Here is a 24316-nt window from a genome sequence, read left to right on the forward strand (position 1 = left end):
TGCCATGCCCGTCATCACCGAAATCGAGGACCTCAAGCGCATCTACCGTCGCCGCGTGCCAAAGATGTTCTACGATTATTGCGAATCCGGCAGCTGGTCCGAACAGACCTTTCGCGAGAACAGCTCGGATTTCGACAAGCTGTATCTGCGTCAACGCGTGGCCGTCGACATGGCGGGCCGCAATCTGAAGACCCAGATGATCGGACAGGACGTGTCGATGCCGGTGGCGCTGGCGCCGGTCGGTCTGACCGGGATGCAGCATTTCGACGGCGAGATCAAAGCCGCGCGGGCGGCCGAGAAATTCGGTGTTCCGTTCTGCCTGTCGACCATGTCGATCTGTTCGATCGAGGATGTCGCGTCGCATACCGAAAAACCGTTCTGGATGCAGGTCTACACGCTCAAGGACGACGATTTCATGCAACGGCTGTTCGACCGGGCGAAGGACGCCAAATGCTCGGCCGCGGTGATCACCGTCGACCTGCAATTGCTGGGCCAGCGTCACAAGGACCTCAAGAACGGCCTGTCGGCCCCGCCGAAACTGACCCCCGCCTCGGTCGCCAACATGATGACCAAGGTTCAGTGGGGCATCGGCATGCTGTCGACCAAGCGGCGGTTCTTCGGCAATATCGTCGGCCATGCCAAGGGCGTGACCGACCCTTCGTCACTCAGCACCTGGACCGCCGAGGCGTTCGACCAGTCGCTGAACTGGGACCGCATCCGCGAATTCCGCAAGATGTGGGACGGCCCGCTGATCATCAAGGGCATCATGGATCCGCGCGACGCGCTCGAGGCCTGCAACGTGGGCGCGGATGCGATCATCGTGTCGAACCACGGCGGGCGTCAGCTGGACGGCGCGCTCAGTTCCATCCGCGCCCTGCCGGCGATCGTCGATGCCGTGGGTGACAAGATCGAGGTGCATCTCGACAGCGGCATCCGGTCGGGTCAAGACGTGCTCAAGGCGGTCGCCATGGGCGCCAAGGCGGCGTGGATCGGGCGCGCCTGGGTCTACGGGCTGGGCGCGATGGGGCAACAGGGCGTGACCCGCGCACTGGAAGTCATCCACAAGGAACTGGACATGTCGATGGCACTGTGCGGCCGCACCGACATCGCCAAGGTCGATCGCGATATCCTGATGGTGCCCCAGGGTTTCGACGACGGCTGGCAGTAAAACCGCCGCCGCTGTCGCGGATCACTGCCGCGACAGCAACCGCGCCCAGACCGGCAGCAGACCGGCGGCGACGGCGAACATGATCGCGGCGATGACGTAGAAAGACATCCGAAGCCCGAAACCCTCGGACACGAACCCCATGATGACCGGGCCCAGGAAAAACGCCGCATAGCCAAGCGCTGCGGCCTGGCTGATCGCGGTCAGGCGAAACCGCGGGGGCACCGCCTGTCCGACCAGCCCCAGTGCCAGCGGACCCACAACCGACGATCCCAGCCCGCCCAACAGAAAGCCCAGATAGGCGACGGGTATGCTGGGCGCCATGCCCGCCAGCGCCAGCCCGCCACCGGCCAGGCAGGACGCGATCACCATGACCCGGAACGGCGGCCAGCCGGCGCCAATAAGATGCGCCCCCAGCCGTCCCACGGCCATGCCGGTCGCCAGCAGGGCCGGGCCGTTGGCCCCCTGCCCCGGCGACCCGTTCAAAGTGCGTTCGATATGCAGGGCCGACCACCCCTCGGACGCCGCTTCGCTCAGAAACGCCGCCAGAACGACCAGGCCGCCGACCCAGACGATGGCCCGGGAAACGCGTTCGGTCGCGCCGTCCGCCGGATCGCCGGATTGCAGGGCGCGATCCGGCAAGCGCATCCACGGCACCAGCATCGCCACGGCAACGGCCAATCCGGCAAAGATGACCGGCGGTTCAAGCCCGGCATCGCGCGCGACCCCGACGCCGACCGCCGCCAGCGCGTAGGCCAGCGAAAACAGGCCGTGGTTGAGGTTCATCAGGCTGCGCCTGCTTGCGCTCTCGGCTTCGCTGACCTCGTTGTTGGCCAGGACGTCGGCCACACCCGATCCGCCTGCCGCCAGGAACAGCGCGACACCCATCATCGCAGGGGTCGTGGCGAACCCGGCAAGCAAGAAGCCCGACACCATCGCGGCCGCGCCCGCCATCATCGCCCATGCGCCGACAAGGCGATAGACCAGCGGGGCAAGCCACATTGCCATCAGCGCGCCGGTCGACCCGATCAGGATCAGCGTTCCCCAGAACCCGTCGCCGGCACCGACCTGTGCCTTGAGCACCGGCATCTGAGCCGAAAACGCCGCCCAGCCGAAACCGACGACGATGAAACCGGTCAAGGCGCGCCGGGAGGCGACAAGATCGTTCAGCAACCGCATGAGCCCGGCTCTGGCATGGGGATTGCACCAAGACCAGACCCAAAACGACAGGCCTGGGTTTTCCAGCTTGCCAAACGGACCGATCCGGTCTATCGCGCGGGCTTCATGCGGGGTGACAGCCTTGGAGGCACCCCGCCCCTACCAGATGGAGAGAAACATGGCTGGCGAGATTCCCGATCTCAACGCCCAGGAACGGACGGGGACAGGCAAGGGCGCCGCTCGTCAGGCGCGCCGCGCCGGTATGGTCCCGGGTATCGTTTTTGGCGGCGAAAAAGATCCTCTGCCGATTCAGGTGCCCTTCAACGACCTGTTCAAGCGGTTGAAGGCCGGTCGCTTCAAGGCGACGCTGTTCAACCTGAAGGTCGACGGGCACGAGGATGTCCGCGTGATCTGCCGCGACGTGCAGCGCGACGTGGTCAAGGACCTGCCGACGCATGTCGATTTCATGCGCCTGCGCCGCACCTCGAAGGTGGCGCTGTATATCCCGGTCGAGTTCACCAACGAAGCCGCATCGCCCGGCATCAAGAAGGGCGGCGTCCTGACGGTCGTCCGCCCCGAGGTGGAACTGGTCGTCACTGCCAGCGACATCCCCGAAAAGATCGTGGTCGACCTGACCGGCCTCGAAGTGGGCGATGTCGTGACGATTTCCGACGTCACGCTGCCCGCCGGCACCAAGCCGACGATCGACCGCGACTTCACGATCTGCAACATCTCGGCCCCGTCGAGCCTGCGTTCGGCCGGTGATGAGGACGAGGACGAAGCGGCGGACGTCGAAGCCACCGAAGTTGAGACCGAAGAAGCCGAAGGCACCGAAGAATAACCAGGCGGACCGATCGGCCCGCTTGACGCCCCGGCCCGATGGCCGGGGCGTTTTCGTTTCCGCCCTGCCCCGCTTCCGTTGTGCGGCCTGACGCGGTATGTCCGAACCATCGCCAGAACGCGGAGGACGCTATGAAGCTGTTCGTCGGCCTGGGCAATCCCGGCAGCCAATACGCCAAGAACCGTCACAATATCGGCTTTATGGCCGTCGACCGGATTGCCGCCGATCACGGCTTTGCCCCCTGGCGCGCAAAGTTCCAGGGCCAGTTGACCGAAGGGCGATTGGGTCGTGAAAAGGTTCTGATGCTCAAACCCGAAACGTTCATGAACCGCTCGGGTCAGGCGGTGGGCGAAGCGGTACGCTTCTACAAGCTCGAACCCGCCGATGTCGTCGTTTTCCACGACGAGCTGGACCTGGCGCCGGGCAAATGCCGTGTCAAGCTGGGCGGCGGACATGCCGGGCACAACGGGTTGCGTTCCATCCACGGCCATATCGGCGAGGATTACGGCCGCGTCCGGCTCGGGATCGGCCATCCCGGACGCAAGGACCTTGTCTCGCACTACGTGCTGCACGATTTTCCCAAGGCCGATGCGGAGTGGCTGGACGACTTGCTGCGGGGGTTGTCCGAAGGCGCGCCGGCTCTTGCCGAGGACGACACAGCGCGATTTCTGAATGCCGTCGCCCTGCGTGTCGCGCCGCCACGGTCATCCAAAGCTGCCGAAAAGCCGGAAACCACCGATCGACAAACCCCGAATCCCGGACCCGAGCCCGAGCCCTTGGACAAGCGCAGCCCGTTGCAAAAGCTGGTGGACCGCTTTCGATGATCGATCTCGAAACCGCCTTTCGCCACCAGGCGACGTCCTGCGCGGCTCTCGGTTCGCCATTCATGGGGCGGCTTTGCACGATGTTGGCCGACAACCAGCCGCTGACCGGCGCGATAGCGGCGCGCTGCGCCGCTTTCGGCGGCGATATCGGACCCGCCGGGCACAGCTTGCCCTTGCGGATCGCCAGTGGCCTTCACGCCCTCGTCCTGTCGGGGGAGGCGCCGGCGCTGGCCGCCGTCTATCCGCCCAATGCGCCCGACGACGCGGCGTTGCGCGACGCCGTGCTTGCCGCGCTGGCCCAGTTCGACCCGTATCTCTCCGACTGGATCGCCTCGCCGCCGCAGACAAACGAAATCCGCCGATCCGCCGCCCTGATCGCCGGGGCGCAGGTGGCCGCCGAGCGGTTTGCCTTGCCCGTCGTGTTGTCCGAATTGGGCGCTTCTGCCGGTCTGAACCTGAACTGGGACCGCTATGCGCTGGACTTGCCGGGCGCACGGATCGGCCCGGACGATGCGCCGGTCGTGCTGCGCCCCAACTGGACCGGTCCCTTGCCGCCCGATGCTGCGCCACAGGTGATCGAACGGCGCGGTGTCGACCTGATGCCGATCGATGCCGCGACCGACCGGGGCCGTCTGCGTTTGTTGTCCTACCTCTGGCCGGACCAGCCGCACCGCCTGGAAATGACCAACGCCGCGCTGGACCTGCCCATTCCCGGGATCGACCGGGGCGACGCGGTGGACTGGCTTGCCGACCGGCTGGACAGCGCCCCAGACGGCGCGCTGCACCTGGTGCAGAACACCGTGGCCTGGCAGTATTTCCCCGCCGACCGGCAGGCGCGCGGCGAGGCGTTGATGCAGCAGGCGGGTCGCGACGCCACGCCGACCCGGCCGCTGGCCTGGCTGCAGATGGAAACCGATGGCGACACCACCGGCGGGCGCGGTGCCGCGTTGACGTTGCGGCTTTGGCCGGGCGACGTGACGCTGATGCTGGGTCGCGGCGATTTTCACGGCCGCTGGATCGACTGGCAGGGCGCCTGACCGAACGTCGTCATTGATCGGCGCTGCCGGCCCGCTAATCTGACATCCACGGAGGATCGTCATGCGACGCTGGATTGCCACGGGTCTCAAGGCCGGCTTGGTCGGCGCCGTTCTGCTGGGCGCGGCGGCGGTCTGGAAGGCCGAGGAACTGAGCCGCCTCGGCGCCGTCATGACGCTTTTCGACGAAGACCGGATCGTCGCCAATTTCAGCAATATGGACATGTTGTTCGAAACCCGGCCAATCCCCGCGACCCGCGAAGCCACGCCGTTTGTCAAGGGTGCGACGCTGACCATGCCGGCGGATTGGGCGGATTTCCTGGTCCGGCGCTCGGTCACCTCTGCGCTGGTTCTGCGGGACGGCGCCGTGGTGCACGAAAGCTATCATTTGGGCACCGGTGTGGATGATCTGCGCATCTCCTGGTCGGTGGCAAAATCCTACTTGTCGGCGCTGTTCGGCATCCTGCTGGCCGAGGGCGAAATCGACAGCCTCGACGACCCGGTGACGAAATACGCCCCCGACCTGGTCGGCGGCGCCTATGACGGCGCCACGATCCGCAACGTTCTGCAAATGTCCTCGGGCGTCGAGTTCGACGAAGACTACCTGGATTTCTGGAGCGACATCAACAAGATGGGCCGTGTCCTGGCGCTCGGCACCTCGATGGACGGCTTTGCCGCCGGGCTGGATGACCGCATCGGCCCGCCGGGGGAGCGCTGGCAATATGTCTCGATCGACACCCATGTGCTGTCGATGGTGCTGCGCGGCGCCACGGGGCGCAGCATTCCCGAATTGATGGCGGAAAAGCTGTTCGAGCCGCTGGGTGTCGCCCGCCAGCCCTACTACGTGACCGACGGCTACGGCACGGCCTTCGTGCTGGGCGGGTTGAACCTGACCACCCGCGACTATGCCCGGATGGGCCTGATGTTCCTGCAGGACGGCGCGCTTGAGGGCCGGCAGATCGTGCCGCGCGACTGGGTGCGCGAAAGCACGCAGGCCTCGGCCCCCACCCGGCGGGACCAGACCGGGTATGGCTACCAATGGTGGATCCCGCGCGATGCGACCGAAGGCGAATTCTTTGCCCGCGGGATCTATGGGCAATACGTCTATGTCAACCGGCCCGCGGGTGTGGTCATCGCGCTCACCGGTGCGGATCGGCAATTTCGCGAAACCGGCGCCTTCGACGACGCGCTGGAGATGTTCCGCCGCCTGACCGATATCGCCGGAAAGGAAGCCAGCTGATGGAAAAGGACCCCGAGATCAACGTTCTGGGTAGCGCATTGGAACCCTGTTCGACCGATCCGCTGACCGGGTTTTTCCGCGACGGACACTGCAACACCTGCGCCGCCGACCAGGGCAGTCACACCGTCTGCGCCGTGATGACGGCCGAGTTCCTGGCGTTCTCCAAGTATGTCGGCAATGACTTGTCCACACCGCGGCCCGAATTCCGCTTCCCCGGACTGAAACCCGGTGATCGCTGGTGCCTGTGTGCCGGCCGGTTCCTGCAAGCCCATGACGAAGGCTGCGCCCCCAGGGTCCACCTGGAAGCCACCCACGAACGCGCGCTGGAAATCGTACCGCTGGACATCCTGCGCCGGAACGCCGAACCCGCGAGCTAGGCGCTGCGGCGGGCAGGGACGTGCGCGGCATCCATCAGATCGTCGATGAACAGGCTGAGCAATTGCGGCCGGCCCGACACGCCGGCCTTGCGGTAGATCGCGTTGGTCTGGGCCTTGACTGTACCTTCCGATGTGCTCCGCAGCGCGGCGATCTCGGCGATCGACAGCCCCTTGACGGCAAACAGCGCGACATCGCGTTCGGCCGGGGTCAGCCCCCAATCGTCGAACCGTTCTTCCAGCACATCGAGAAAGGCGCCCGACGCCGCACGCAAGCTCTGTTCGGCGCGGTCACGCGCACGCAATGACCGGCGCAACATCATCGACGTGGTGACAACTCCAAGGACCAACCCGGCGGCGGCACCAAGTTCCACCAGTTCGTACAGCGCCCAGGACAGCGGCTGCGTCCGCAATCCAAGGACAGAGAACGCGATGTCGTAGACGAAGAAGAACGCGCAAGCCAGTTGCACGGCCAAAAGGGCAGAGAACAGGATCTTGTCGCGCACGCGCCAGCGCCTCCTCAGGCGGGTCGGTTCGATACCGGATCAATCGTCGTCGTCGTCGTCATCATCATCGTCATCGTCGCCGCCACCAGAGCCGCTGTTGTCGTCATCGTCGTCATCATCATCGTCATCATCATCGTCTTCGTCGTCGTCCTCATCGTCGCCGCCGCCCGGACCACTGTTGTCCTCATCGTCGTCATCGTCGTCGTCGTCATCATCATCGTCGTCATCATCATCATCGTCTTCGTCGTCGCTGCGGCCCTTGCCGCTGTTGGCGCGGCGCGGATCGTCATCATCCCTGTGACGCTTGAGGTAGTCGCGCAGGATGACACCGCTGGACGGGTTGAGCACGATTTCCCGTTCGCCGCCCGCGCCGGTCGCCAGAATGCGGACGCGGCCCAGCAAGGTGCGGGCGACACGGATATTCGAATAGCCTTGCTGTCGCAGTTGGCGGATCACCTGTTCCTCGGCGGTCTGCGCCGCGGCGGGGGCCCCGGCCAGACCGACGCTTCCCAAGGCGATCAGAAAGTCACGGCGTTTCATCACGGTTTCCTCTGCCGGCCGCGCCTGCCACGTCGGGGCACGCCCGTCTGTGCTGCAGCATAGACCGGCGCAACATTCGCCGCCACACCGGTCCGGTCGCCGTCCGGGATGGTTGTTCGCCAGGCCGCAGGCGCTCCGGCGCATGGCGGAATGCGGTCGGCATCATGCGGACTTGCCCCGCTTGATTGCGCGGAAGGTCGCGTTGAAGGCAATCGTGACGCGCTCTTCCTCGGCTTCGTTGGGATAGACCCAATGCACCAGGTAGGACGGAAACAGGATCATGTCGCCGGGCGCGGGGCGTATCTTGGTCTTCATCCGGAATGCCGGCGCCTTGAGCAACCGCCAATTCGGAAGATCCGATCTCGGGTCGACGAATTCGATCATCCCGGAATTGCCTTCGTCGATTTCCGGCTGGGCGACGTAGTAGACCCCCGACCAATGCGCGCCGGGATGTGTATGCGGTGCGTTGAAGCCCTGTTTCGGATTCGCGTTCATCCAGGCGAACAGTTTCAGCTTCAGCGCTTCGCGCGGTGTCTTGGCGCCAATCCGGTCGTTTGCAAGGAACACCGCCTCGGTGGCCAGTCGGGCAAGCTGCCGGATACAGCCGGCCTGTTCGTCGAACAGGTTGCCCGACGAATGCCAGCCGCCGCGGTTGGATTTCTGCGCTCCCTCCGAGGCGGCGCGCAGGCGTGCGCCCTCTTCCAGAAGTGCGGCGTTGAACGCGTCGGCATCGGGCACGCGGTAGTGCAGAAGCGGCGTCGAAAACAGTTTTTGGTATCTGGTTTGTTCCAGAATCGGTTCAGCCGTCATCATGTGACCCTTTTCACAAGAACCGCCCCCGGACACGGCAACGCTGTCCGGAGGCGGCGAGGCGCGGCAGTTCAGTCTGCCTCGGGGCGCCTGGCGTCAGTCGTCTTCGTCGTCTTCGCCATCGTCATCGTCATCTTCGTCGGAGTCGTCCTCGTCGTCGTCGCCTTCGTCGTCATCATCGTCTTCGTCATCGTCGTCGTCTTCGTCATCGCGCTCGTCGCTCTCATCGTCGTCGCGCTCGTCGTTTTCGTCGTTTTCGTCGTCGTCGCTCTCGTCGTCGTCGCGCTCGTCATCATCCTCGTCGTCGTCGTCGTCGGCATCGATGAAATTCTTGTCGCGGGTCGCGATCTCGATGCCCGGCGCGGTATCGTCATCGGCATCGACCCGCTCGACTTCCTGCTTGATGATACTGCCCGTCGAACGATCCCAGATCACTTCGAGCTTCTGTGTGCCGCGGATCGCTTCGGCCTTGACCTGGCCGGGTGCGTTCTTGATCTCGATGCGTTCGAAACCCTGCGACTGGAGGTCGGCGATGATCTGGTCGGTCAACTGATCGGCCATCGCCGTCGTGCCAAGCAGCAGCGCGGCTGCGGTAAGCGTCGTTGTCTTTTTCATTTCTGGTCCCTTTCGGTCTGGCGCGGCATCCCGCGGTCTGTGTCAACGCTCCGACCTTGCGATGCTTTGGGCGTCCCGGATATTGGCACGGGGTTTAGGGGCAACGCGATAAACGACCGGCCGACGGGCATAAACCTGAGTTTAGTCAAGGTTCGAGGGCCGCAAAAAAGAACCCCCCGGCTGCAAGGCCGGAGGGCACCAGGAACAGCGACCGCCGCAGGGCGATCAAGCCATGTCAAAGCCCAGATGCTTGGCGACCGTGAAGATGTCCTTGTCACCGCGGCCGCACATATTCATGCAGATGATGTGATCGGCCGGAAGATCGGGCGCGATCTTGGCGACATGGGCCAGCGCGTGACTCGGTTCCAGCGCGGGGATGATGCCTTCGGTCTCGCAGCACAGCTGGAAGGCGGTCAATGCCTCGGCATCGGTGATCGAGACGTATTCGGCCCGGCCCACATCCTTGAGCCACGCGTGTTCGGGCCCGATGCCGGGATAATCCAGACCCGCCGAGATCGAGAAGCCTTCCAGGATCTGGCCGTCCTCGTCCTGCAAAAGGTAGGTGCGATTGCCGTGCAGCACGCCCGGCCGCCCGCCCGTCAGGCTGGCGCAATGCTCCATCTTCTCGTCGACGCCCTTGCCGCCCGCTTCGACACCGATGATGTTCACCCCCTTGTCGTCGAGGAAGGGAAAGAACAACCCCATCGCGTTCGAGCCGCCGCCGATGGCGGCGATGATCGTGTCGGGCAGACGGCCTTCGGCCTCCATCATCTGTTCGCGGGTTTCCTTGCCGATGATCGACTGGAAGTCGCGCACCATGGCCGGATAGGGATGCGGCCCCGCCACCGTGCCGATGCAGTAGAAGGTGTCGCGCACATTGGTCACCCAGTCGCGCAGCGCGTCGTTCATCGCGTCCTTGAGCGTGCCGCGCCCGGATGTCACCGGAACCACCTCGGCGCCCAGCAATTTCATGCGAAAGACATTGGGCGCCTGGCGTTCGACGTCATGCGCGCCCATGTAGACCACGCATTTCAGCCCGAACTTGGCGCAGACCGTGGCGGTGGCCACGCCGTGCTGACCGGCGCCGGTTTCGGCGATGATCCGGGTCTTGCCCATGCGACGCGCCAGGATGATCTGGCCCAGCACGTTGTTGATCTTGTGCGCGCCGGTATGGTTCAACTCGTCGCGCTTCATGTAGACCTTGGCGCCGCCCAGCCGTTCGGTCAGCCGTTCGGCGAAATAGAGCGGCGACGGGCGGCCCACATAATGCTTCCAGAGAAAGTCCATCTCGTCCCAGAAGGACGTGTCGGTCTTGGCGCGCTCGTACTGCTCTTCCAGTTCCAGGATCAGCGGCATCAGCGTCTCGGACACGAAACGCCCGCCATAGATGCCGAAGCGGCCCTTTTCGTCGGGTCCGGTCATGAAGCTGTTGGCCAGATCGTTCATCGCGCGGCACTCTCCCTGCAAAGCCTTCGCCGCCTAATTAGGCCGCGCAGGCGGGATTTGCCACGCAAAACTTGCCGTCCCGGCCGGTATCAGGCCGCCATCATGTATTGCGCGCCCGACCACATCTCGGCCAGTTGTTCCTGCGTCGGTTTGGTCTGACACACGAAGGCGTGGGTCGCCGGTGCGCAGCCGCGCGTCTGCAGGGCCTGCTGAATGGCTTTGTATTCCGCGGAATGCTGATGGAACTTGGCGTCGAACTTGGAATTCCAGACCGCGTAGACGAAAACCCGGCCATTCTTGCCGAAAGCGCCCGAGCGGTGGCAGCCGTGCGACGACCGCGCCAGTCGGGCCAGCTTCAGACCCTGGAACAAGACGGTGAGGTGAGAGGCCCAGCCGCGGGGTTCGGCCGCCAGAATCGTGACATGGAACATTGCGCCATCCTTTCAACGCAAAGCCCCAACCCGGTCAGGAAGCTACCGCATTTCGGACAAATTCTCAAAATGCTTACACCATTTCGCCCTGTTTCGGCCCTGTTTGGTACGGATTGCCGAAACGATCCCGGCAGGTCGCCGGCATCGTCTTGCCAGCCCGAACAATGGCGGGACGGTCGGGTGATTCCCCCGCCGCCTATTGCGGCTGCGCCGCCGCGCGCTCCAGCGCCGGGTAACGCAGGGCCAGTGTCAGGCCGCGTGCGGCAAACGAGATGTGCATCGCCAGCCACAGCCCGTGGTTCTGCAACGGGTCCAGCAGCAGCCACATCGCGGCGAAATAGATCGCCGTCGAGACCGCCATCATGTTGCGCATGTCGGCCGAACGGGTCGCCCCGATGAAGATACCGTCGAACATCACCAGCGCCAGCAGCATCACCGGCGCGGCGATCATCCAGGGCAGATAGGTCCGCGCGGCCTGCTGCACCTCGGGGTCCTTGGCCATGACATCGATCAGCGCCGGCCCGGCCAGCCAGAACGCCACGGTCATGCCAAGCGCAAACACCAGGCCCCAGAAACTGGTCAGCACCGCGCCCCGCCGCAATTGCGCCATGCGCCCGGCGCCGAAGGCGCGCCCCACCAGAGCCTCGGCGGCAAAGGCGAACCCGTCCAGCGCATAGCCGGTGATATGCACGAATTGCAGCAGCACCTGGTTGGCCGCCAGCGTGACATCGCCGAAGCGCCCGCCGGTCAGCAGGAAGGACACGAAGATCGTCTGCAAAAGCAGCGACCGGATCAGGATGTCGGTATTGACCACCGCCATGCGTCGCAACCGCGCCTTGTCGAAAACCCGGGGCCAGTCGCGCCAGCCCGATGCGCGCAACGCATCACGGCACTGCCACAGCCCGATGGCCAGCCCGGTCACCTCGGCGATCAGCGTGGCCAGCGCCACGCCTTGCACGCCCCAGCCGAAGCCCAGCACGAACACCAGGTCCAACGCCACGTTCACGCCGTTCATCCAGAGCTGGAGACCGAGCACCCCGCGCGTGCGTTCCTGCCCGATCAGCCAGCCGGTGATGCCGTAGATCGCCACAGCCGCCGGCGCCGACCAGATGCGGATCGCCATGTAATCGCGGGCCAGTGCCTCGACCTCGGCGCTGGCGGGCGAGACGGCGAAAGCACCCCAGAACAGCAACGGGCGCAACAGGATCAGCAGCAGGCCGCCGCTCAATCCGATCATCAACGCGCGGGTCAGCAAAGCCGCCACTTCGGCGGCGTTGTCCGCACCCGCCGCCTGCGCGGTCAAGCCGGTCGTGCCCATGCGCAGAAAGCCGAAGATCCAGTAGATCGCCGACAGGATGACCGCGCCCACACCGACCGCGGCGATGGGTTCGGGACGCGGGATCTGGCCCACCACGGCGGTGTCGACCGCGCCGAGGATCGGCACGGTGACATTGGCCAGCAGGATCGGGATGGCGATTTTCAGGACCCGTGCATGGGTGATCGGCTGTCCCGCCGACGCGTCAGCCATCGCGGCGCGGCATCAGGAAATGCGCGGTGGCCTGGGCAAAGGGACGCTCGCGGTTGTCCTGCCACGCCTCGACCTGAACACTGGAATAACGCCGCCCCGACCGGGTGACGCGGGCGCGGGCATAGGCATCGCGCGGCAGACCGGACCGCAGGTAATCGACCGTGAAATCGATGGTCTTGGGCAGGCGCGGCAAGCGGCCCTGCTCCAGCGTCGCCACTTCCAGCGCACCGCTTTCCAGGTCGTCCCACAGATAGGTCCAGCTCAGCGTGATGATCGCGGTGACCTCGAGAAACGCCGCCGTGACCCCTCCATGGATCGCCGGCAGAAACGGATTGCCGATCAGCTTGTCGGCAAAGGGCAGCACGCCGGTCAATTCGTCGCCGCGGCGGTCGAAATGAATGCCCAGGAACTGGATATAGGGCACCCCGCCCGCCAGCGCCCGCAACGCGGCGTCGCGGCGTTGCTTGACCACCTGCACGGGTTCGGGCGGCTTGCGCGCGGTCATGATCCCTCCACCGTGAAGGCGCCGCTGGCGGTGGCGACCGGGCGGTCGCGGTCATCGTCGAAGGCCTGGGCGCGCACAAAGGCGACAGATCGCGTTATATGATAACATTCTGCGCGCGCGGTGATCGCCTGCCCCGGTGTCGCTCCACGCATGTAGTCGATTCGCAAATCGATGGTGGCCGTGCCCGCGGGACTTTGCGGATGGCTCATCACCGCAGCCCCGCCGCAGGTATCCATCAAGGCCGAAACCGCCCCGCCGTGGATCACCCGCGTTTCCGGATCGCCGATGAATCGTTCGTCATAGGGCATCGTGATCTCGGCCACCCCGTCGCCGATCTCGGTGATCTGCATGCCAAGGGCGCGGGAATGCGGGATGGTTTCGATGAATTGCCGCGCGATGCGGGCCTTGTCGGCATTCATGGGCGGACTCCTTTGGCGGTTTTATGCGGCGCCGCCGGGATGCGTGCAAGCCTCAGGCGGCGGCATCCCGCATCGCGGCGACGACCTCTTGCAACGACCGGACCGCACCGGATTGCAGGTATTCCATCGCGCGCAAGCTCGCCTCGTGGGCATCGATGTCGGACCCGGCGACGCAGTCTTCGATCACGCGGACGAAGTAATCGTGCTGGTGGGCATCCACGAATGTGTAATGCACGCAGACATCGGTCAGCCCGCCGACCAGGATCAGGGTCTGGACGCGCAGCCCTTTCAGCAAGATTTCCAGATCGGTTCCGAAAAACGCCGAATAGCGGCGCTTGCGGATCAGGTAATCGTCGGATCGGAACCCCATCTGTTCGACGGCGATGTCGGTGCGCGGATTGTCCTCGAGGCAATGAACATCCTCGGCCCCATCGAGTTCACGCCCGAAATCCACCAGATCGGGTCGGTGTACCTCCTGGATGAAGATCACCGGTATCCCGGCCTCGCGCGCGGCATCGATTGCCTTGCGCGCCTCAAGCATCCGGTCGCGGTAACCCGGCATGTTGTCGATGGCGCGCACGGCGCTGTCGTCGATGAACGTGCTGGCCTGGATGTCGATCACGATGAGCGCGGCGCGGCCTTCGATCAGATCGCGCGCGCGCAAATTCGCATTGGCCATGATACTTGCCCCTTCCTTGCCGGTCTGCACAATAGCCGCATCCTCGCGTCCGAATTCGACCGGCACAACCGCAAAGGAAACGCGCATGGCATGGACGATTCTTATGGCGGCAGGAGTGCTGGAAGTCGTCTGGGCGTTCGCGATGAAGCAATCCGACGGCTTCACCCGGTTCTGGCCGTCGGTGCTGTGCGCCTTGTCGATGCTGGCTTCGGTCGGCTTGCTTGCACTTGCCATGCGCTCACTGCCCCTGGGCACCGCCTACGCGGTCTGGACCGGGATCGGAGCGGCGGGCGCCTTTGTCGTCGGGCTGGTCTTTCTGGGCGAGGCCGCGACGCCGCTGCGCCTGTTGGCCGCGGCGTTGATCGTCAGCGGGATCGCCTTGATGAAAGCGGCACAATAAGTGCATGTTGCCCTGATGCGTGGCTCCTCCTATTTTGCCGCGAGGGGAGAGACGAATGACCGAAGCCAGGCTCAGCTTCAAGGAGATGTGCGAGCGGTTCGACGTGACGCCGCGCACCTTGCGCTATTACGAATACATCGAGTTGCTGGCGCCCGACCGCGAAGGCCGCGCCCGCTATTACGGTCCGCGCGAAGTGGCGCGGATGACGCTGATCCTGCGCGGTCGGAAATGGGGCTTTCCGCTCGAGGAAATCCGCCAGTGGCTGCTGATCTACGAACACGAAGGGTCGAAGGCGCAGATGCAGGCCTGGCTCAAGCTGGCCGATCGCCAGCTGGGTGAACTAGCCGAACAGCGCGAACAACTCGACACCGCCATGCGCGAACTTCAGGCCATGCGTGACGACACCACGGCCGAGCTCAAGAAACTGTGATCGCGGCGAATCCAAGGCTTCGGATGGCAGCGCCACGCGGGTGAAAATGGGCAGGGTCAGGTTTTCCTGACCCAACCTAAGCCCCTCAAACCGCTTTGAGACTCAGAATGTTGCGCGGGCCTTGCGTTGACGCGAATTGATCTTACGTCAAGCGCGAAGTGACGTGGCGTTTGAGTTACGTCAACGAAAATTCCCATTGTATGAAGGGTCGCAAATCCGCACTTCGGGGGTGCTTCCCCGAGGTAAGGAGAGAAAGATGAGTGACGACCGCATGATGACGATCCGCGAAATGTGCGATGCCTACGAGGTGACCCCTCGCACGCTGCGCTTCTACGAGCAGAAGGAATTGCTGTTCCCGGTTCGCGAAGGACAAAAGCGCCTGTTCACCAAGCGTGACCGGGCCCGGCTGAAACTGATCCTGCGCGGCAAGCGTTTCGGTTTCAGTCTCGAGGAGATCCGCCAGCTTCTCGATCTCTATCACATGGGCGACCAGCAGCAGACGCAGCTGAGCCGCACCTACGAGATCGCGCAAGACCGGCTGTCGGACATGATCAAGCAGCGCGACGAGCTGAACATCGCCATCGCCGAGCTGCAGGAACAGATGAAATGGGGCGAAAAGATGATCGCCTCGATGAACCAGAAGCGCGCGGCCGAATAAGCCCGGACGCGACACCCAAGGGAGAGAGACATGCCCAGCTACAAGGCGCCTGTGACCGACCAGATGTTCGTTCTGCACGATGTGCTGAAGATCGCCGAAACCGATATCCCCGGCTACGAGGATCTCGACCGCGACACCACGGCGGCGATTCTCGACGAAGCCGCGAAACTGGCCGAAAACGTTCTGGCGCCGCTGAACCCGGTGGGCGACACCGAGGGCTGCAAGCTGGAAAACGGCGTCGTGCGCACGCCCAAGGGCTTTCTCGAAGCGTTCGACCAGATGCGCGAAGGCGGCTGGACCGCGCTGGATTGCGATCCCGAATATGGCGGCCAGGGCCTGCCCTATGTCGTCGCGACCGCGGTGGGCGAACAGTTCTCGGCCGCCAACATGGCCTTCAACATGTATCCCGGCCTGACCCACGGTGCCTATTCGGCGATCCACGCGCATGGTTCGGACGAACAGAAGGCCACCTTCCTGCCCAAGATGGTCACCTGCGAATGGACCGGCACCATGAACCTGACCGAGCCGCATTGCGGCACCGATCTGGGGCTGATGCGCACCAAGGCCGTGCCGCAGGATGACGGCAGCTACAAGATCACCGGTCAGAAGATCTTCATTTCGGCCGGCGATCACGACATGTCGGAAAACGTGATCCACCTGGTTCTGGCCAAGATCCCCGGCGGACCCGAGGGCATCAAGGGCGTGTCGCTTTTCATCGTGCCGAAATTCCTGGTCAATGCCGACGGTTCGCTGGGCGCGCGCAACGCCGTCTCGGTCGGCAAGATCGAGGAAAAGATGGGCATCCACGGCAACTCGACCTGCGTCATGAACTATGACGAAGCGACGGGCTATCTGATCGGCGAGGCCCACAAGGGCATGCGCGCGATGTTCACGATGATGAACGAAGCCCGTCTGGGCGTGGGTCTCCAGGGTTATGCCCAGGCCGATGTCGCCTTCCAGAACGCGCTGGAATACGCCAAGGACCGCTTGCAGGGTCGCGACGTGACCGGCACCAAGAACCCCGACGGCCCCGCCGATCCGCTGATCGTGCATCCCGACATCCGCCGCAACCTGATGGATCAGAAATCCTTTGTCGAAGGCGCGCGGGCCTTCGTCTACTGGGGCGCCCAGATGATCGACCGCGCCCACAAGAAGAACGATGCCGACGCCGACGGCCTGATCTCGCTGCTGACCCCGGTCATCAAGGGCTTCCTGACCGACCGCGGCTTCGAATGCGCCACCAATGCCCAGCAGGTCTATGGCGGGCACGGATATATCGAGGAATGGGGCATGTCGCAATTCGCCCGCGACGCCCGTATCGCGATGATCTACGAAGGTGCCAACGGCGTTCAGGCGCTCGACCTCGTCGGCCGCAAGCTGGCCCAGGACGGCGGCAAGCACGTGATGGCCTTCTTCGACATGGTGAAAACCTTCATCGCCGAGAACAAGGGCCAGGATGACGAGTTCGACGCGGCCTTCCTGGAACCGCTCAAGGCGGCGTCCAAGGATCTGCAGACCGCGGGCATGTATTTCATGGCCGAGGGCATGAAGAACCCCAACAACGCGCTGTCGGGGTCCTACGATTTCATGCACCTGTTCGGCCATGTCTGCCTGGGTCTGATGTGGTCCAGGATGGCTCTGGCGGCCAAGGCCAAGCTGGCCGAGGGCGGCGGCGACACCGCCTTCTACGAGACCAAGATCGCCACGGGGCGCTACTACATGGCCCGTTCGCTGCCGATGACCGCGACCCACCTGTCGCGCATCCAGTCGGGGGCCGATACGGTCATGGCACTGGACGCCGCGAACTTCTGACGGCACGGTGCGCCGGCAAGGCGCACCGCACGCCCGGAGTAGAGCATGCCGAAAAGATTCCGCCTGACCCGCCGTTTCAACGTCGCCATGACCGAGGACGGATACCGGTCGCTCAGGCGGTTCGCGGCAGAGGCCGGGCTGGATGAGGGAGAGGCGCTGTCCTTTCTCTTCGAACATTTCGACAGCGTCACCGACACCGAGACGCTGTCGATCAAGCTCCGGCAGTTCAACGCCGAACTGGAGGAGCGCAAGCGCTAGGGAGGGGTCATGCCACGCGACTGGATGACCGACGAGCACCAGATGCTCGCCGAAATGACCGCGAAATTCATCGAGACCGAATGGGTTCCGCTGTATGACAAGTGGCGCAAGCAGGGTCAGATGGACCGGGAAACCTGGGCGCAGGCCGGGGAACTGGGCCTGCTCTGCCCCTCGGTGCCCGAGGAATACGGCGGCGCCGGCGGCGATTTCGGCCACGAGGCCGTGATCCTGATGGAAGCCTCGCGCGCCAACCTCGCCAGTTGGGGGCACGGGATCCATTCCGGGATCGTGGCGCATTACATCCTGGCCTACGGCACCGAGGAACAAAAGGCGCGCTGGCTGCCCAAGATGGTCACGGGCGAGCTGGTCGGCGCGCTGGCGATGACCGAACCGTCGGGCGGATCGGACGTGCAGGCGCTGAAGACCCGCGCGATCCGCGATGGCAATGTCTATCGCCTTTCGGGCCAGAAAACCTTCATCACCAACGGACAGCACGCCAACCTGATCGTGGTGGCGGCCAAGACCGACCCGTCGGAAGGATCGAAAGGCATGTCGCTCATGGTGGTGGAAACCGACGGCGCCGAAGGCTTCCAGCGCGGCCGCAACCTCGAAAAGATCGGCTGCCACGCCGCCGACACGTCGGAACTGTTCTTCGACAACGTCCCCGTCCCGCCGGAAAACCTGCTGGGCGGCGAAGAGGGCCGGGGCTTTTACCAGATGATGCAACAGCTGCCGCAGGAACGTCTGATCATCGGCTGCGGCGCGGTGGGCGCAATGGAGGGCGCGGTCGCCCGCACCATCGCCTATTGCAAGGAACGCGAGGCCTTTGGCGGCAATCTCCTGCAGTTCCAGAACACCCGGTTCAAGCTGGCCGAATGCCAGACCAAGACGGTGATCGCGCGCAGCTTTCTTGATGACTGCATCGGCGAGCTGATCGCCGGCACGCTCAGCGTCGAAAAGGCGGCGATGGCGAAATACTGGCTGTCGGACACCCAGGGAGAGGTGCTGGACGAGTGCGTGCAGCTGCATGGCGGCTACGGCTACATGCAGGAATACGCGGTGGCCGAGATGTGGACCGATGCCCGCGTCCAGCGCATCTACGGCGGCACCAACGAGATCATGAAAGAACTGATCGCGAGGGCGCTCTGATGGCCCGGACGGCACGCTTTCTGGCTGCCTGCGGGAGCCTCCGGCGGGAGTTTATCCGGCAAGATGAAGATGGATCGCGTATCGAGCCCCAGACGGCAGCATGGGCGGCAATCGATCCACTCCGGCACCCGGCCCGACCGCTTGGCGGAACGCAGGCGGGGCACCGGAGCTTCACCTTGCACGCGGCTCAACTCTCCAGTCTGCCGCGCACCACAAAGATGCACCGATCGGCGTTAACCAACTGTGAAGATCGCCCCGCTCTTCATCTTGCCAAGTAAACTCCGGGGGTGTGGGGGCTGGCCCCCACTCCTCAAAGCGACGCAAGCACGGACGGAAGGACCGCGTGATGACCATTCAACTCTACTGCTTCGGCGAGTCCGGCAATGCCTACAAGGCGGCGCTGGCGCTGGAACTCGGCGGGCTCGACTGGGAGCCGGTCAAGGTCGATTTCTTCGCCGGTGCCACGCGCTCCCCGGAATACCGCCGCGACATCAACGAGATGGGCGAGGTTCCCGTGCTGGTGGACGGCGACGTCCGCCTGTCCCAGTCGGGCGTCATCCAGATGTATGTCAGCGAGAAATCCGGCCGCTTCGGCGGCGCGACGCCGGACGAGGCGCGCGAGGTCATGCGGTGGGTGTTCTGGGACAACCACAAACTCAGCTCGCAGGCCGGCATGACCCGGTTCCTGATGAATTTCCTGCCCGAAGACAAGCGCCCGGCCGAGGTGATCGGCTTCATGCAGGGCCGGCTCAAGGCCGCCTACCAGGTACTGGACGCCCATCTGGCGGGGCGCGACTGGATCGTCAGCGACGGCATCACCAATGCCGACATCTCGTGCTGCGGCTACCTGTTCTACCCCGAACCCTTCGGTTTCGACCGGCGGGACTGGCCCGAAATCGACCGCTGGCTTTCGAACATCGAAGCGCTGGACGGCTGGAAACACCCCTATGACCTGATGCCCGGCTCCCCCGCGGACCGGGCCTGAAACGGAGAAGACCATGACCGATGCCTTCATCTACGACGCCGTGCGCACGCCGCGCGGCAAGGGCCGCAAGGACGGCGCGCTGCACGAAGTGACCTCGCTGCGCCTCAGCGCGCAGGTGCTGAACGCGCTCAAGGACCGCAACGGCCTCGACGGCCACGCCGTCGAGGACGTGATCTGGGGCAACGTCACCCAGGTCGGCGAACAGGGCGGCTGCCTGGCGCGTTCGGCGGTGCTGGCCTCGGATCTCGACCAATCGATCCCGGGTCTTGCCATCAACCGCTTCTGCGCCTCGGGTCTCGAAGCGGTGAACCTGGCCGCGAACCAGGTCAAGGGCGGTGCGGGCGACGGCTATATCGCCGGCGGGGTCGAGATGATGGGCCGCGTGGCGATGGGCAGCGACGGCGCCGCGATCGCCGTCGATCCCAGCCTGGCGATGGACAGCTATTTCGTGCCGCAGGGTATTTCGGCCGACATCATCGCCACGGAATACGGTTTCTCGCGCGATGACGCCGACGGCCTGGCAGTCGAAAGCCAGCGCCGTGCCAAGGCCGCCTGGGACGACCGGCGCTTCGACAAGTCGATCATCACCGTGCGCGACGTGAACGGCCTGCCGATCCTGGACCATGACGAATACATGCGCCCCGGCACCGACATGCAGAGCCTCGGATCGCTCAAGCCGTCCTTCAAGGACATGGGCGAGGTGATGCCAGGCTTCGATGCCATCGCGCTGATGAAATACCCGCATCTCGAGCGGATCAACCACATCCACCATGCCGGCAACAGCTCGGGCATCGTCGACGGCTCGGCCGGTATCCTGATCGGCAACGCGGAATTCGGCAAGAAATACGGCCTGAAGCCCCGCGCCCGCATCAAGGCCACCGCCAAGATCGGCACCGACCCAACGATCATGCTGACCGGCCCGGTTCCGGTGACGGAAAAGATCCTGGCCGAAACCGGGATGAGCATTTCCGATATCGACCTGTTCGAGGTCAACGAGGCCTTCGCAAGCGTGGTGCTGCGGTTCCTGCAGGCCTTCGACGTCGACGACGCCAAGGTGAACGTCAACGGCGGCTCGATCGCCATGGGCCACCCGCTGGGCGCCACCGGCGCGATCATCATCGGCACGTTGCTGGACGAGCTCGAGCGCACCGGCAAGGGCACCGGCCTGGCCACGCTGTGCATCGCGTCGGGCATGGGGGCCGCAACGATCATCGAGCGGGTCTGAGCCGGACATGCACCAGTCGACCACCTCGGAAGCACGGCGGATCGCCGAGCACCTGCTTGTCGAGACGGGCGCCGCCCTGCAGGCCGGTGATCTCGCGGCTTTTGCCCGCTGTTTCCGTCTGCCGCAGACCGTGGCCAGTTTCGCCGGGCAACGGCGGCTGGAAACCCTGGAAGACGTGGGCGAGGTGTTCGACAAGGTGCGGTCCAGTTTCATAAATGACGGCGTCGCGCGGGTGGTGCGTTACGTGGAAGAGGCGGATTTCGACGGCGACGACCGGATCGTCTCGAACCATGTGACCACGATCCATCTGCGCGACGGCTCGATGCGCGAACCCTATCCGACGCTGTCGGTGCTGCACCGCACCGCAGAAGGCTGGAAGGTCGGGGATTCGCAATACGCGTTGACCGAGGATACCGAACATGCGCTGGCCTTCGCGACCGAACATCGCTCGCGCGGCGAGGCGGGCGACATCGCCATCTTCCAGGCGGTTCTCGACGAAATCACCGCGGCCTTCCTGACCAACGATGTCGACCGCCTGCACAAAAGCGTGCGGCTTCCGGTGCTGTTTCACACCCAGCGCGGCGCCCAGGTCATGAAGACCGAGGACGAACTTCGCCGCGACCTGGCGCTCTACCAGGCCGAATTCGAACTGCATCGCGTCACCGACATCGTGCGCCGGACGATCGCGGTGCATCCGCTGGGCCAAAGCCGCTTGGTCGGGCAGTACAACACGCACATCCTCAGCGGCACTACGCAGGTCGTGCCATCCTTCGAAAGCACGATGCACCTGGAACTTGGCGACGACGGCGCCTGGCGCGCATCCAGCGTGCTCAACGCGATGGGCCACCTGAACTGGTCCGATCAGGCCCCGGGGCGCGACGCCGCAGCACAACCCTTCATTTTCGTAACCGAACGCCGCCCGCAAGCGGGCCACACCACCACAACAGGAGACAACCATGTCTGACTTCACGATGGAAAAGGGCGCCGATGGCGTCGCCGTCATCACCTGGGACGTGCCGGGAAAATCCATGAACGTCATGACCCGCGAGTCCATGGTCGTTCTGAACGGCCTGGTCGACGACGCACTGGCCGACGAGGCGGTCAAGGGCATCATCATCACCAGCGGCAAGGACAGCTTTGCCGGGGGGATGGACCTGAACACGCTGGGATCGATCCGCGCCGAGGCAGGCGATGAACCCGCGCAGGCGCTGTTCGACTTCACGATGAACGGCCATCACATGCTGCGCAAGATCGAACGCGCGGGCATGGACCCCAAGACGCTGAAGGGCGGCAAGCCGATCGCCGCCGTGCTGCCCGGCACCGCGCTCGGCATCGGGCTGGAAGTGCCGCTGGCCTGCCACCGCATCTTTGCCGCCGACAACCCCAAGGCCAAGATCGGCCTGCCGGAAATCCTCGTGGGCATCTTTCCGGGTGCTGGCGGCACCACGCGGCTGGTGCGCAAGATGGGCGCGATGGCGGCCTCGCCCTTCCTGCTGGAAGGCAAGCTGAGCGACCCGCACAAGGCCAAGGCCGCCGGTCTCATCGACGAGGTGTCCGATGATCCGATGGCCGCCGCGCGCGACTGGGTGCTGAACGCCAAGGATGCCGACCTGGTGAAACCCTGGGATCAGAAGGGTTACAAGATGCCGGGCGGCGCGCCCTATCATCCGGCGGGCTTCATGACCTTCGTCGGCGCCAGCGCGATGGTCAACGGCAAGACCAAGGGCGTCTATCCGGCCGCCAAGGCGCTGCTGAGCGCGGTCTACGAAGGCGCGATGGTGCCCTTCGACACCGCCCTGCAGATCGAGGCACGCTGGTTCACCAACGTGCTGATGAACCCGTCCTCGTCGGCGATGATCCGGTCGCTCTTCATCAACAAGGAGGCGCTGGAAAAAGGCGCGGTGCGCCCCGACGGCGTGGCCGACCAAAAGGTGCAGAAGGTCGGCGTCCTGGGCGCGGGCATGATGGGCGCGGGCATCGCGCTGGTCTCGGCGCAGGCCGGCATCGACGTGGTGCTGCTGGACCGCGACCAGGCCGCCGCCGACAAGGGCAAGGCCTATTCCGAGGCGCATTTCGCCAAGGGCGTCAGCCGCAAGAAGATCACCGAGGAGCAGGCCGCCCAGATGCTGGGCCGGATCGAGGCCACCACCGATTACGCCGCGCTCAAGGGCTGCGACCTGATCATCGAGGCGGTTTTCGAGGACCCCAAGATCAAGGCCGAAGTGACCAAGGCCGTCGATGCGGTGACCGATGATACCTGCATCTTCGCCACCAACACATCGACCCTGCCCATCACCGAGCTGGCCAAGGCATCCAAGGATGCCGACCGCTTCATCGGCATCCACTTCTTTTCCCCGGTGGAAAAGATGCTGCTGGTCGAGATCATCAAGGGCAAGGAAACCGGCGACCGCGCCGTGGCCAAGGCGCTGGACTATGTCCGCCAGATCAGGAAGACCCCGATCGTGGTGAACGATGCGCGCTTCTTCTACGCCAACCGCTGCATCATCCCCTATATCAACGAAGGCATCCGCATGGTCGCCGAGGGCGTGTCGCCGGCGTTGATCGAGAACGCCGCCAAGATGGTCGGCATGCCGCTGGGCCCGCTGCAACTGGTCGACGAAACCTCGGTCGACCTGGGTGCCAAGATCGCCCGCGCCACCAAGGCCGCGATGGGCGACGCCTATCCCGACGGCGCGGTGGACGAGGTGATCTTCTGGATGGAGGCGCAAGGCCGGCTGGGCCGCAAGACCAAGGCGGGCTTTTACGACTACGATGACAAGGGCAAGCGCCAGGGCCTGTCGGACGCGGTCAAGGCGCAGTACCCGGCGGCCGAGGATCAGCCCGACCTGCACGAGGTGCAAAACCGGCTGCTGTTCGCGCAGGTTCTGGAAGCGGTGCGCGCGCTGGAAGAAGGCGTGCTGATGGACATCCGCGAAGGCGATGTCGGCGCGATCCTGGGCTGGGGGTTCGCGCCCTGGTCGGGCGGCCCGCTGAGCTGGCTCGACATGGTCGGCGCGGCCTGGGCGGCGGAACAATGCGACGCGCTGGAAGCCAAGTTCGGCGCCCGCTTCGCCTGCCCCAAGCTGCTGCGCGAAATGGCCCAGAAGGATCAGACCTTCTACGGTCGCTTTGCACCCCAGGCCACCGCGGCCTGAGCGTGACAGGGATTGCGCCGCGCTGATGCGCGTCGCCCGGGGGCGGGCCGGTCCTGACGGACCGGCCCGCCTTGTCGTTTTGGGACGCGGAAACGCTCGTCCCGGCGGACCCTCTTGTCGACGGGCAAG

The 24316-nt window shown here is 64.8% G+C and carries 27 protein-coding genes; 16 read left to right on the forward strand and 11 right to left on the reverse strand.

Translation table 11 applies throughout. The features are described from left to right. Window positions 1-4 precede the first annotated feature (4 nt). Entirely contained in the window at window positions 5-1168 is a 1164-nt protein-coding gene (locus tag KUH32_RS01500) for an alpha-hydroxy acid oxidase (RefSeq protein ID WP_217776299.1), read from the forward strand. Between the two features lie 21 nt (window positions 1169-1189). Here the strand turns inward: KUH32_RS01500 and KUH32_RS01505 are convergent, their stop codons facing one another. Beyond that, window positions 1190-2344: an MFS transporter gene (locus KUH32_RS01505; RefSeq protein WP_217776300.1), complete on the reverse strand. Its 1155-nt coding sequence runs from the start codon at window positions 2342-2344 to the stop codon at window positions 1190-1192. A gap of 157 nt (window positions 2345-2501) precedes the next feature. On the opposite strand from KUH32_RS01505, the gene KUH32_RS01510 reads away from it, so the two are divergent. The 5 genes from KUH32_RS01510 (at window position 2502) to KUH32_RS01530 (ending at window position 6639) form a co-directional block, all read left to right on the forward strand. Then, complete coding sequence (locus tag KUH32_RS01510; protein ID WP_217776301.1) at window positions 2502-3164, forward strand: 50S ribosomal protein L25/general stress protein Ctc; 663 nt, start codon at window positions 2502-2504, stop codon at window positions 3162-3164. 131 nt (window positions 3165-3295) lie between these two features. Beyond that, window positions 3296-3988 carry an aminoacyl-tRNA hydrolase gene (pth, locus tag KUH32_RS01515; protein WP_217776302.1) on the forward strand — a complete coding sequence of 231 codons (693 nt, stop codon included), beginning with the start codon at window positions 3296-3298 and terminating at the stop codon, window positions 3986-3988. After that, complete coding sequence (locus tag KUH32_RS01520; protein ID WP_217776303.1) at window positions 3985-5025, forward strand: DUF2332 domain-containing protein; 1041 nt, start codon at window positions 3985-3987, stop codon at window positions 5023-5025. The genes pth and KUH32_RS01520 overlap by 4 nt, the downstream gene beginning before the upstream one ends. 61 nt (window positions 5026-5086) lie before the next feature. Further along, window positions 5087-6262: a serine hydrolase domain-containing protein gene (locus KUH32_RS01525; RefSeq protein WP_217776304.1), complete on the forward strand. Its 1176-nt coding sequence runs from the start codon at window positions 5087-5089 to the stop codon at window positions 6260-6262. Then, on the forward strand, window positions 6262-6639 hold the full coding sequence (locus KUH32_RS01530) for a DUF2237 family protein (protein ID WP_217776305.1): 378 nt from the start codon (window positions 6262-6264) through the stop codon (window positions 6637-6639). Before KUH32_RS01525 ends, KUH32_RS01530 begins: the two co-directional genes overlap by 1 nt. On the opposite strand, the gene KUH32_RS01535 is transcribed toward KUH32_RS01530, so the two are convergent. The 10 genes from KUH32_RS01535 to KUH32_RS01580 all read right to left on the reverse strand — a co-directional run bounded on the left by KUH32_RS01535 (window position 6636) and on the right by KUH32_RS01580 (window position 14115). Continuing rightward, the gene (locus tag KUH32_RS01535) at window positions 6636-7142 is read right to left on the reverse strand and encodes a helix-turn-helix transcriptional regulator (RefSeq protein ID WP_217776306.1); all 507 of its coding nucleotides are present in this window, start codon (window positions 7140-7142) and stop codon (window positions 6636-6638) included. The genes KUH32_RS01530 and KUH32_RS01535 overlap by 4 nt on opposite strands. Window positions 7143-7181: 39 nt before the next feature. Next, window positions 7182-7682 carry a hypothetical protein gene (locus KUH32_RS01540; RefSeq protein WP_217776307.1) on the reverse strand — a complete coding sequence of 167 codons (501 nt, stop codon included), beginning with the start codon at window positions 7680-7682 and terminating at the stop codon, window positions 7182-7184. Between the two features lie 162 nt (window positions 7683-7844). Further along, on the reverse strand, window positions 7845-8492 hold the full coding sequence (locus tag KUH32_RS01545; RefSeq protein WP_217776308.1) for a TIGR02466 family protein: 648 nt from the start codon (window positions 8490-8492) through the stop codon (window positions 7845-7847). 96 nt (window positions 8493-8588) lie between these two features. Further along, a complete protein-coding gene (locus KUH32_RS01550) occupies window positions 8589-9107 on the reverse strand; it encodes a PepSY domain-containing protein (protein ID WP_217776309.1) in 519 nt (172 codons plus the stop codon). A gap of 225 nt (window positions 9108-9332) precedes the next feature. After that, the gene (gene trpB / locus KUH32_RS01555; protein ID WP_217776310.1) at window positions 9333-10553 is read right to left on the reverse strand and encodes a tryptophan synthase subunit beta; all 1221 of its coding nucleotides are present in this window, start codon (window positions 10551-10553) and stop codon (window positions 9333-9335) included. A gap of 89 nt (window positions 10554-10642) precedes the next feature. Then, window positions 10643-10984, reverse strand: a complete 342-nt coding sequence (locus KUH32_RS01560; protein WP_217776311.1) for a hypothetical protein — start codon at window positions 10982-10984, stop codon at window positions 10643-10645. Between the two features lie 196 nt (window positions 10985-11180). After that, the gene (locus KUH32_RS01565; RefSeq protein WP_217776312.1) at window positions 11181-12512 is read right to left on the reverse strand and encodes an MATE family efflux transporter; all 1332 of its coding nucleotides are present in this window, start codon (window positions 12510-12512) and stop codon (window positions 11181-11183) included. Continuing rightward, entirely contained in the window at window positions 12505-13017 is a 513-nt protein-coding gene (locus KUH32_RS01570) for a PaaI family thioesterase (protein WP_217776313.1), read from the reverse strand. The genes KUH32_RS01565 and KUH32_RS01570 overlap by 8 nt, the downstream gene beginning before the upstream one ends. Further along, window positions 13014-13436 carry a PaaI family thioesterase gene (locus tag KUH32_RS01575; RefSeq protein WP_217776314.1) on the reverse strand — a complete coding sequence of 141 codons (423 nt, stop codon included), beginning with the start codon at window positions 13434-13436 and terminating at the stop codon, window positions 13014-13016. The genes KUH32_RS01570 and KUH32_RS01575 overlap by 4 nt, the downstream gene beginning before the upstream one ends. 52 nt (window positions 13437-13488) lie before the next feature. Then, window positions 13489-14115, reverse strand: a complete 627-nt coding sequence (locus KUH32_RS01580; protein WP_217776315.1) for a cysteine hydrolase family protein — start codon at window positions 14113-14115, stop codon at window positions 13489-13491. 85 nt (window positions 14116-14200) lie between these two features. Here KUH32_RS01580 and KUH32_RS01585 point away from each other — a divergent pair, with 85 nt between their 5' ends. The 10 genes from KUH32_RS01585 to KUH32_RS01630 all read left to right on the forward strand — a co-directional run bounded on the left by KUH32_RS01585 (window position 14201) and on the right by KUH32_RS01630 (window position 24187). Next, window positions 14201-14515, forward strand: a complete 315-nt coding sequence (locus KUH32_RS01585; protein WP_217776316.1) for a DMT family transporter — start codon at window positions 14201-14203, stop codon at window positions 14513-14515. 55 nt (window positions 14516-14570) lie between these two features. Further along, entirely contained in the window at window positions 14571-14945 is a 375-nt protein-coding gene (locus KUH32_RS01590) for a MerR family transcriptional regulator (RefSeq protein WP_217776317.1), read from the forward strand. Window positions 14946-15201: 256 nt separating this feature from the next. Then, entirely contained in the window at window positions 15202-15603 is a 402-nt protein-coding gene (locus tag KUH32_RS01595; protein ID WP_217776318.1) for a MerR family transcriptional regulator, read from the forward strand. 30 nt (window positions 15604-15633) lie between these two features. Continuing rightward, window positions 15634-17415 (forward strand): acyl-CoA dehydrogenase C-terminal domain-containing protein, encoded by a 1782-nt coding sequence (locus KUH32_RS01600; protein WP_217776319.1) that lies wholly within the window; start codon window positions 15634-15636, stop codon window positions 17413-17415. A gap of 45 nt (window positions 17416-17460) precedes the next feature. Next, window positions 17461-17673: a hypothetical protein gene (locus tag KUH32_RS01605; protein ID WP_217776320.1), complete on the forward strand. Its 213-nt coding sequence runs from the start codon at window positions 17461-17463 to the stop codon at window positions 17671-17673. 9 nt (window positions 17674-17682) lie between these two features. Further along, entirely contained in the window at window positions 17683-18822 is a 1140-nt protein-coding gene (locus KUH32_RS01610; RefSeq protein WP_254898960.1) for an acyl-CoA dehydrogenase family protein, read from the forward strand. A gap of 346 nt (window positions 18823-19168) precedes the next feature. Then, window positions 19169-19807, forward strand: a complete 639-nt coding sequence (locus tag KUH32_RS01615) for a glutathione S-transferase family protein (protein ID WP_217776321.1) — start codon at window positions 19169-19171, stop codon at window positions 19805-19807. Between the two features lie 13 nt (window positions 19808-19820). Then, window positions 19821-21032, forward strand: a complete 1212-nt coding sequence (locus tag KUH32_RS01620) for an acetyl-CoA C-acetyltransferase (protein ID WP_217776322.1) — start codon at window positions 19821-19823, stop codon at window positions 21030-21032. Between the two features lie 7 nt (window positions 21033-21039). Next, entirely contained in the window at window positions 21040-21996 is a 957-nt protein-coding gene (locus tag KUH32_RS01625) for a hypothetical protein (RefSeq protein ID WP_217776323.1), read from the forward strand. Further along, a complete protein-coding gene (locus KUH32_RS01630) occupies window positions 21989-24187 on the forward strand; it encodes a 3-hydroxyacyl-CoA dehydrogenase NAD-binding domain-containing protein (RefSeq protein WP_217776324.1) in 2199 nt (732 codons plus the stop codon). Before KUH32_RS01625 ends, KUH32_RS01630 begins: the two co-directional genes overlap by 8 nt. Window positions 24188-24316: the final 129 nt, after the last annotated feature.

It is taken from the genome of Thalassococcus arenae (assembly GCF_019104745.1).
GTDB lineage: Bacteria > Pseudomonadota > Alphaproteobacteria > Rhodobacterales > Rhodobacteraceae > Thalassococcus_B > Thalassococcus_B arenae.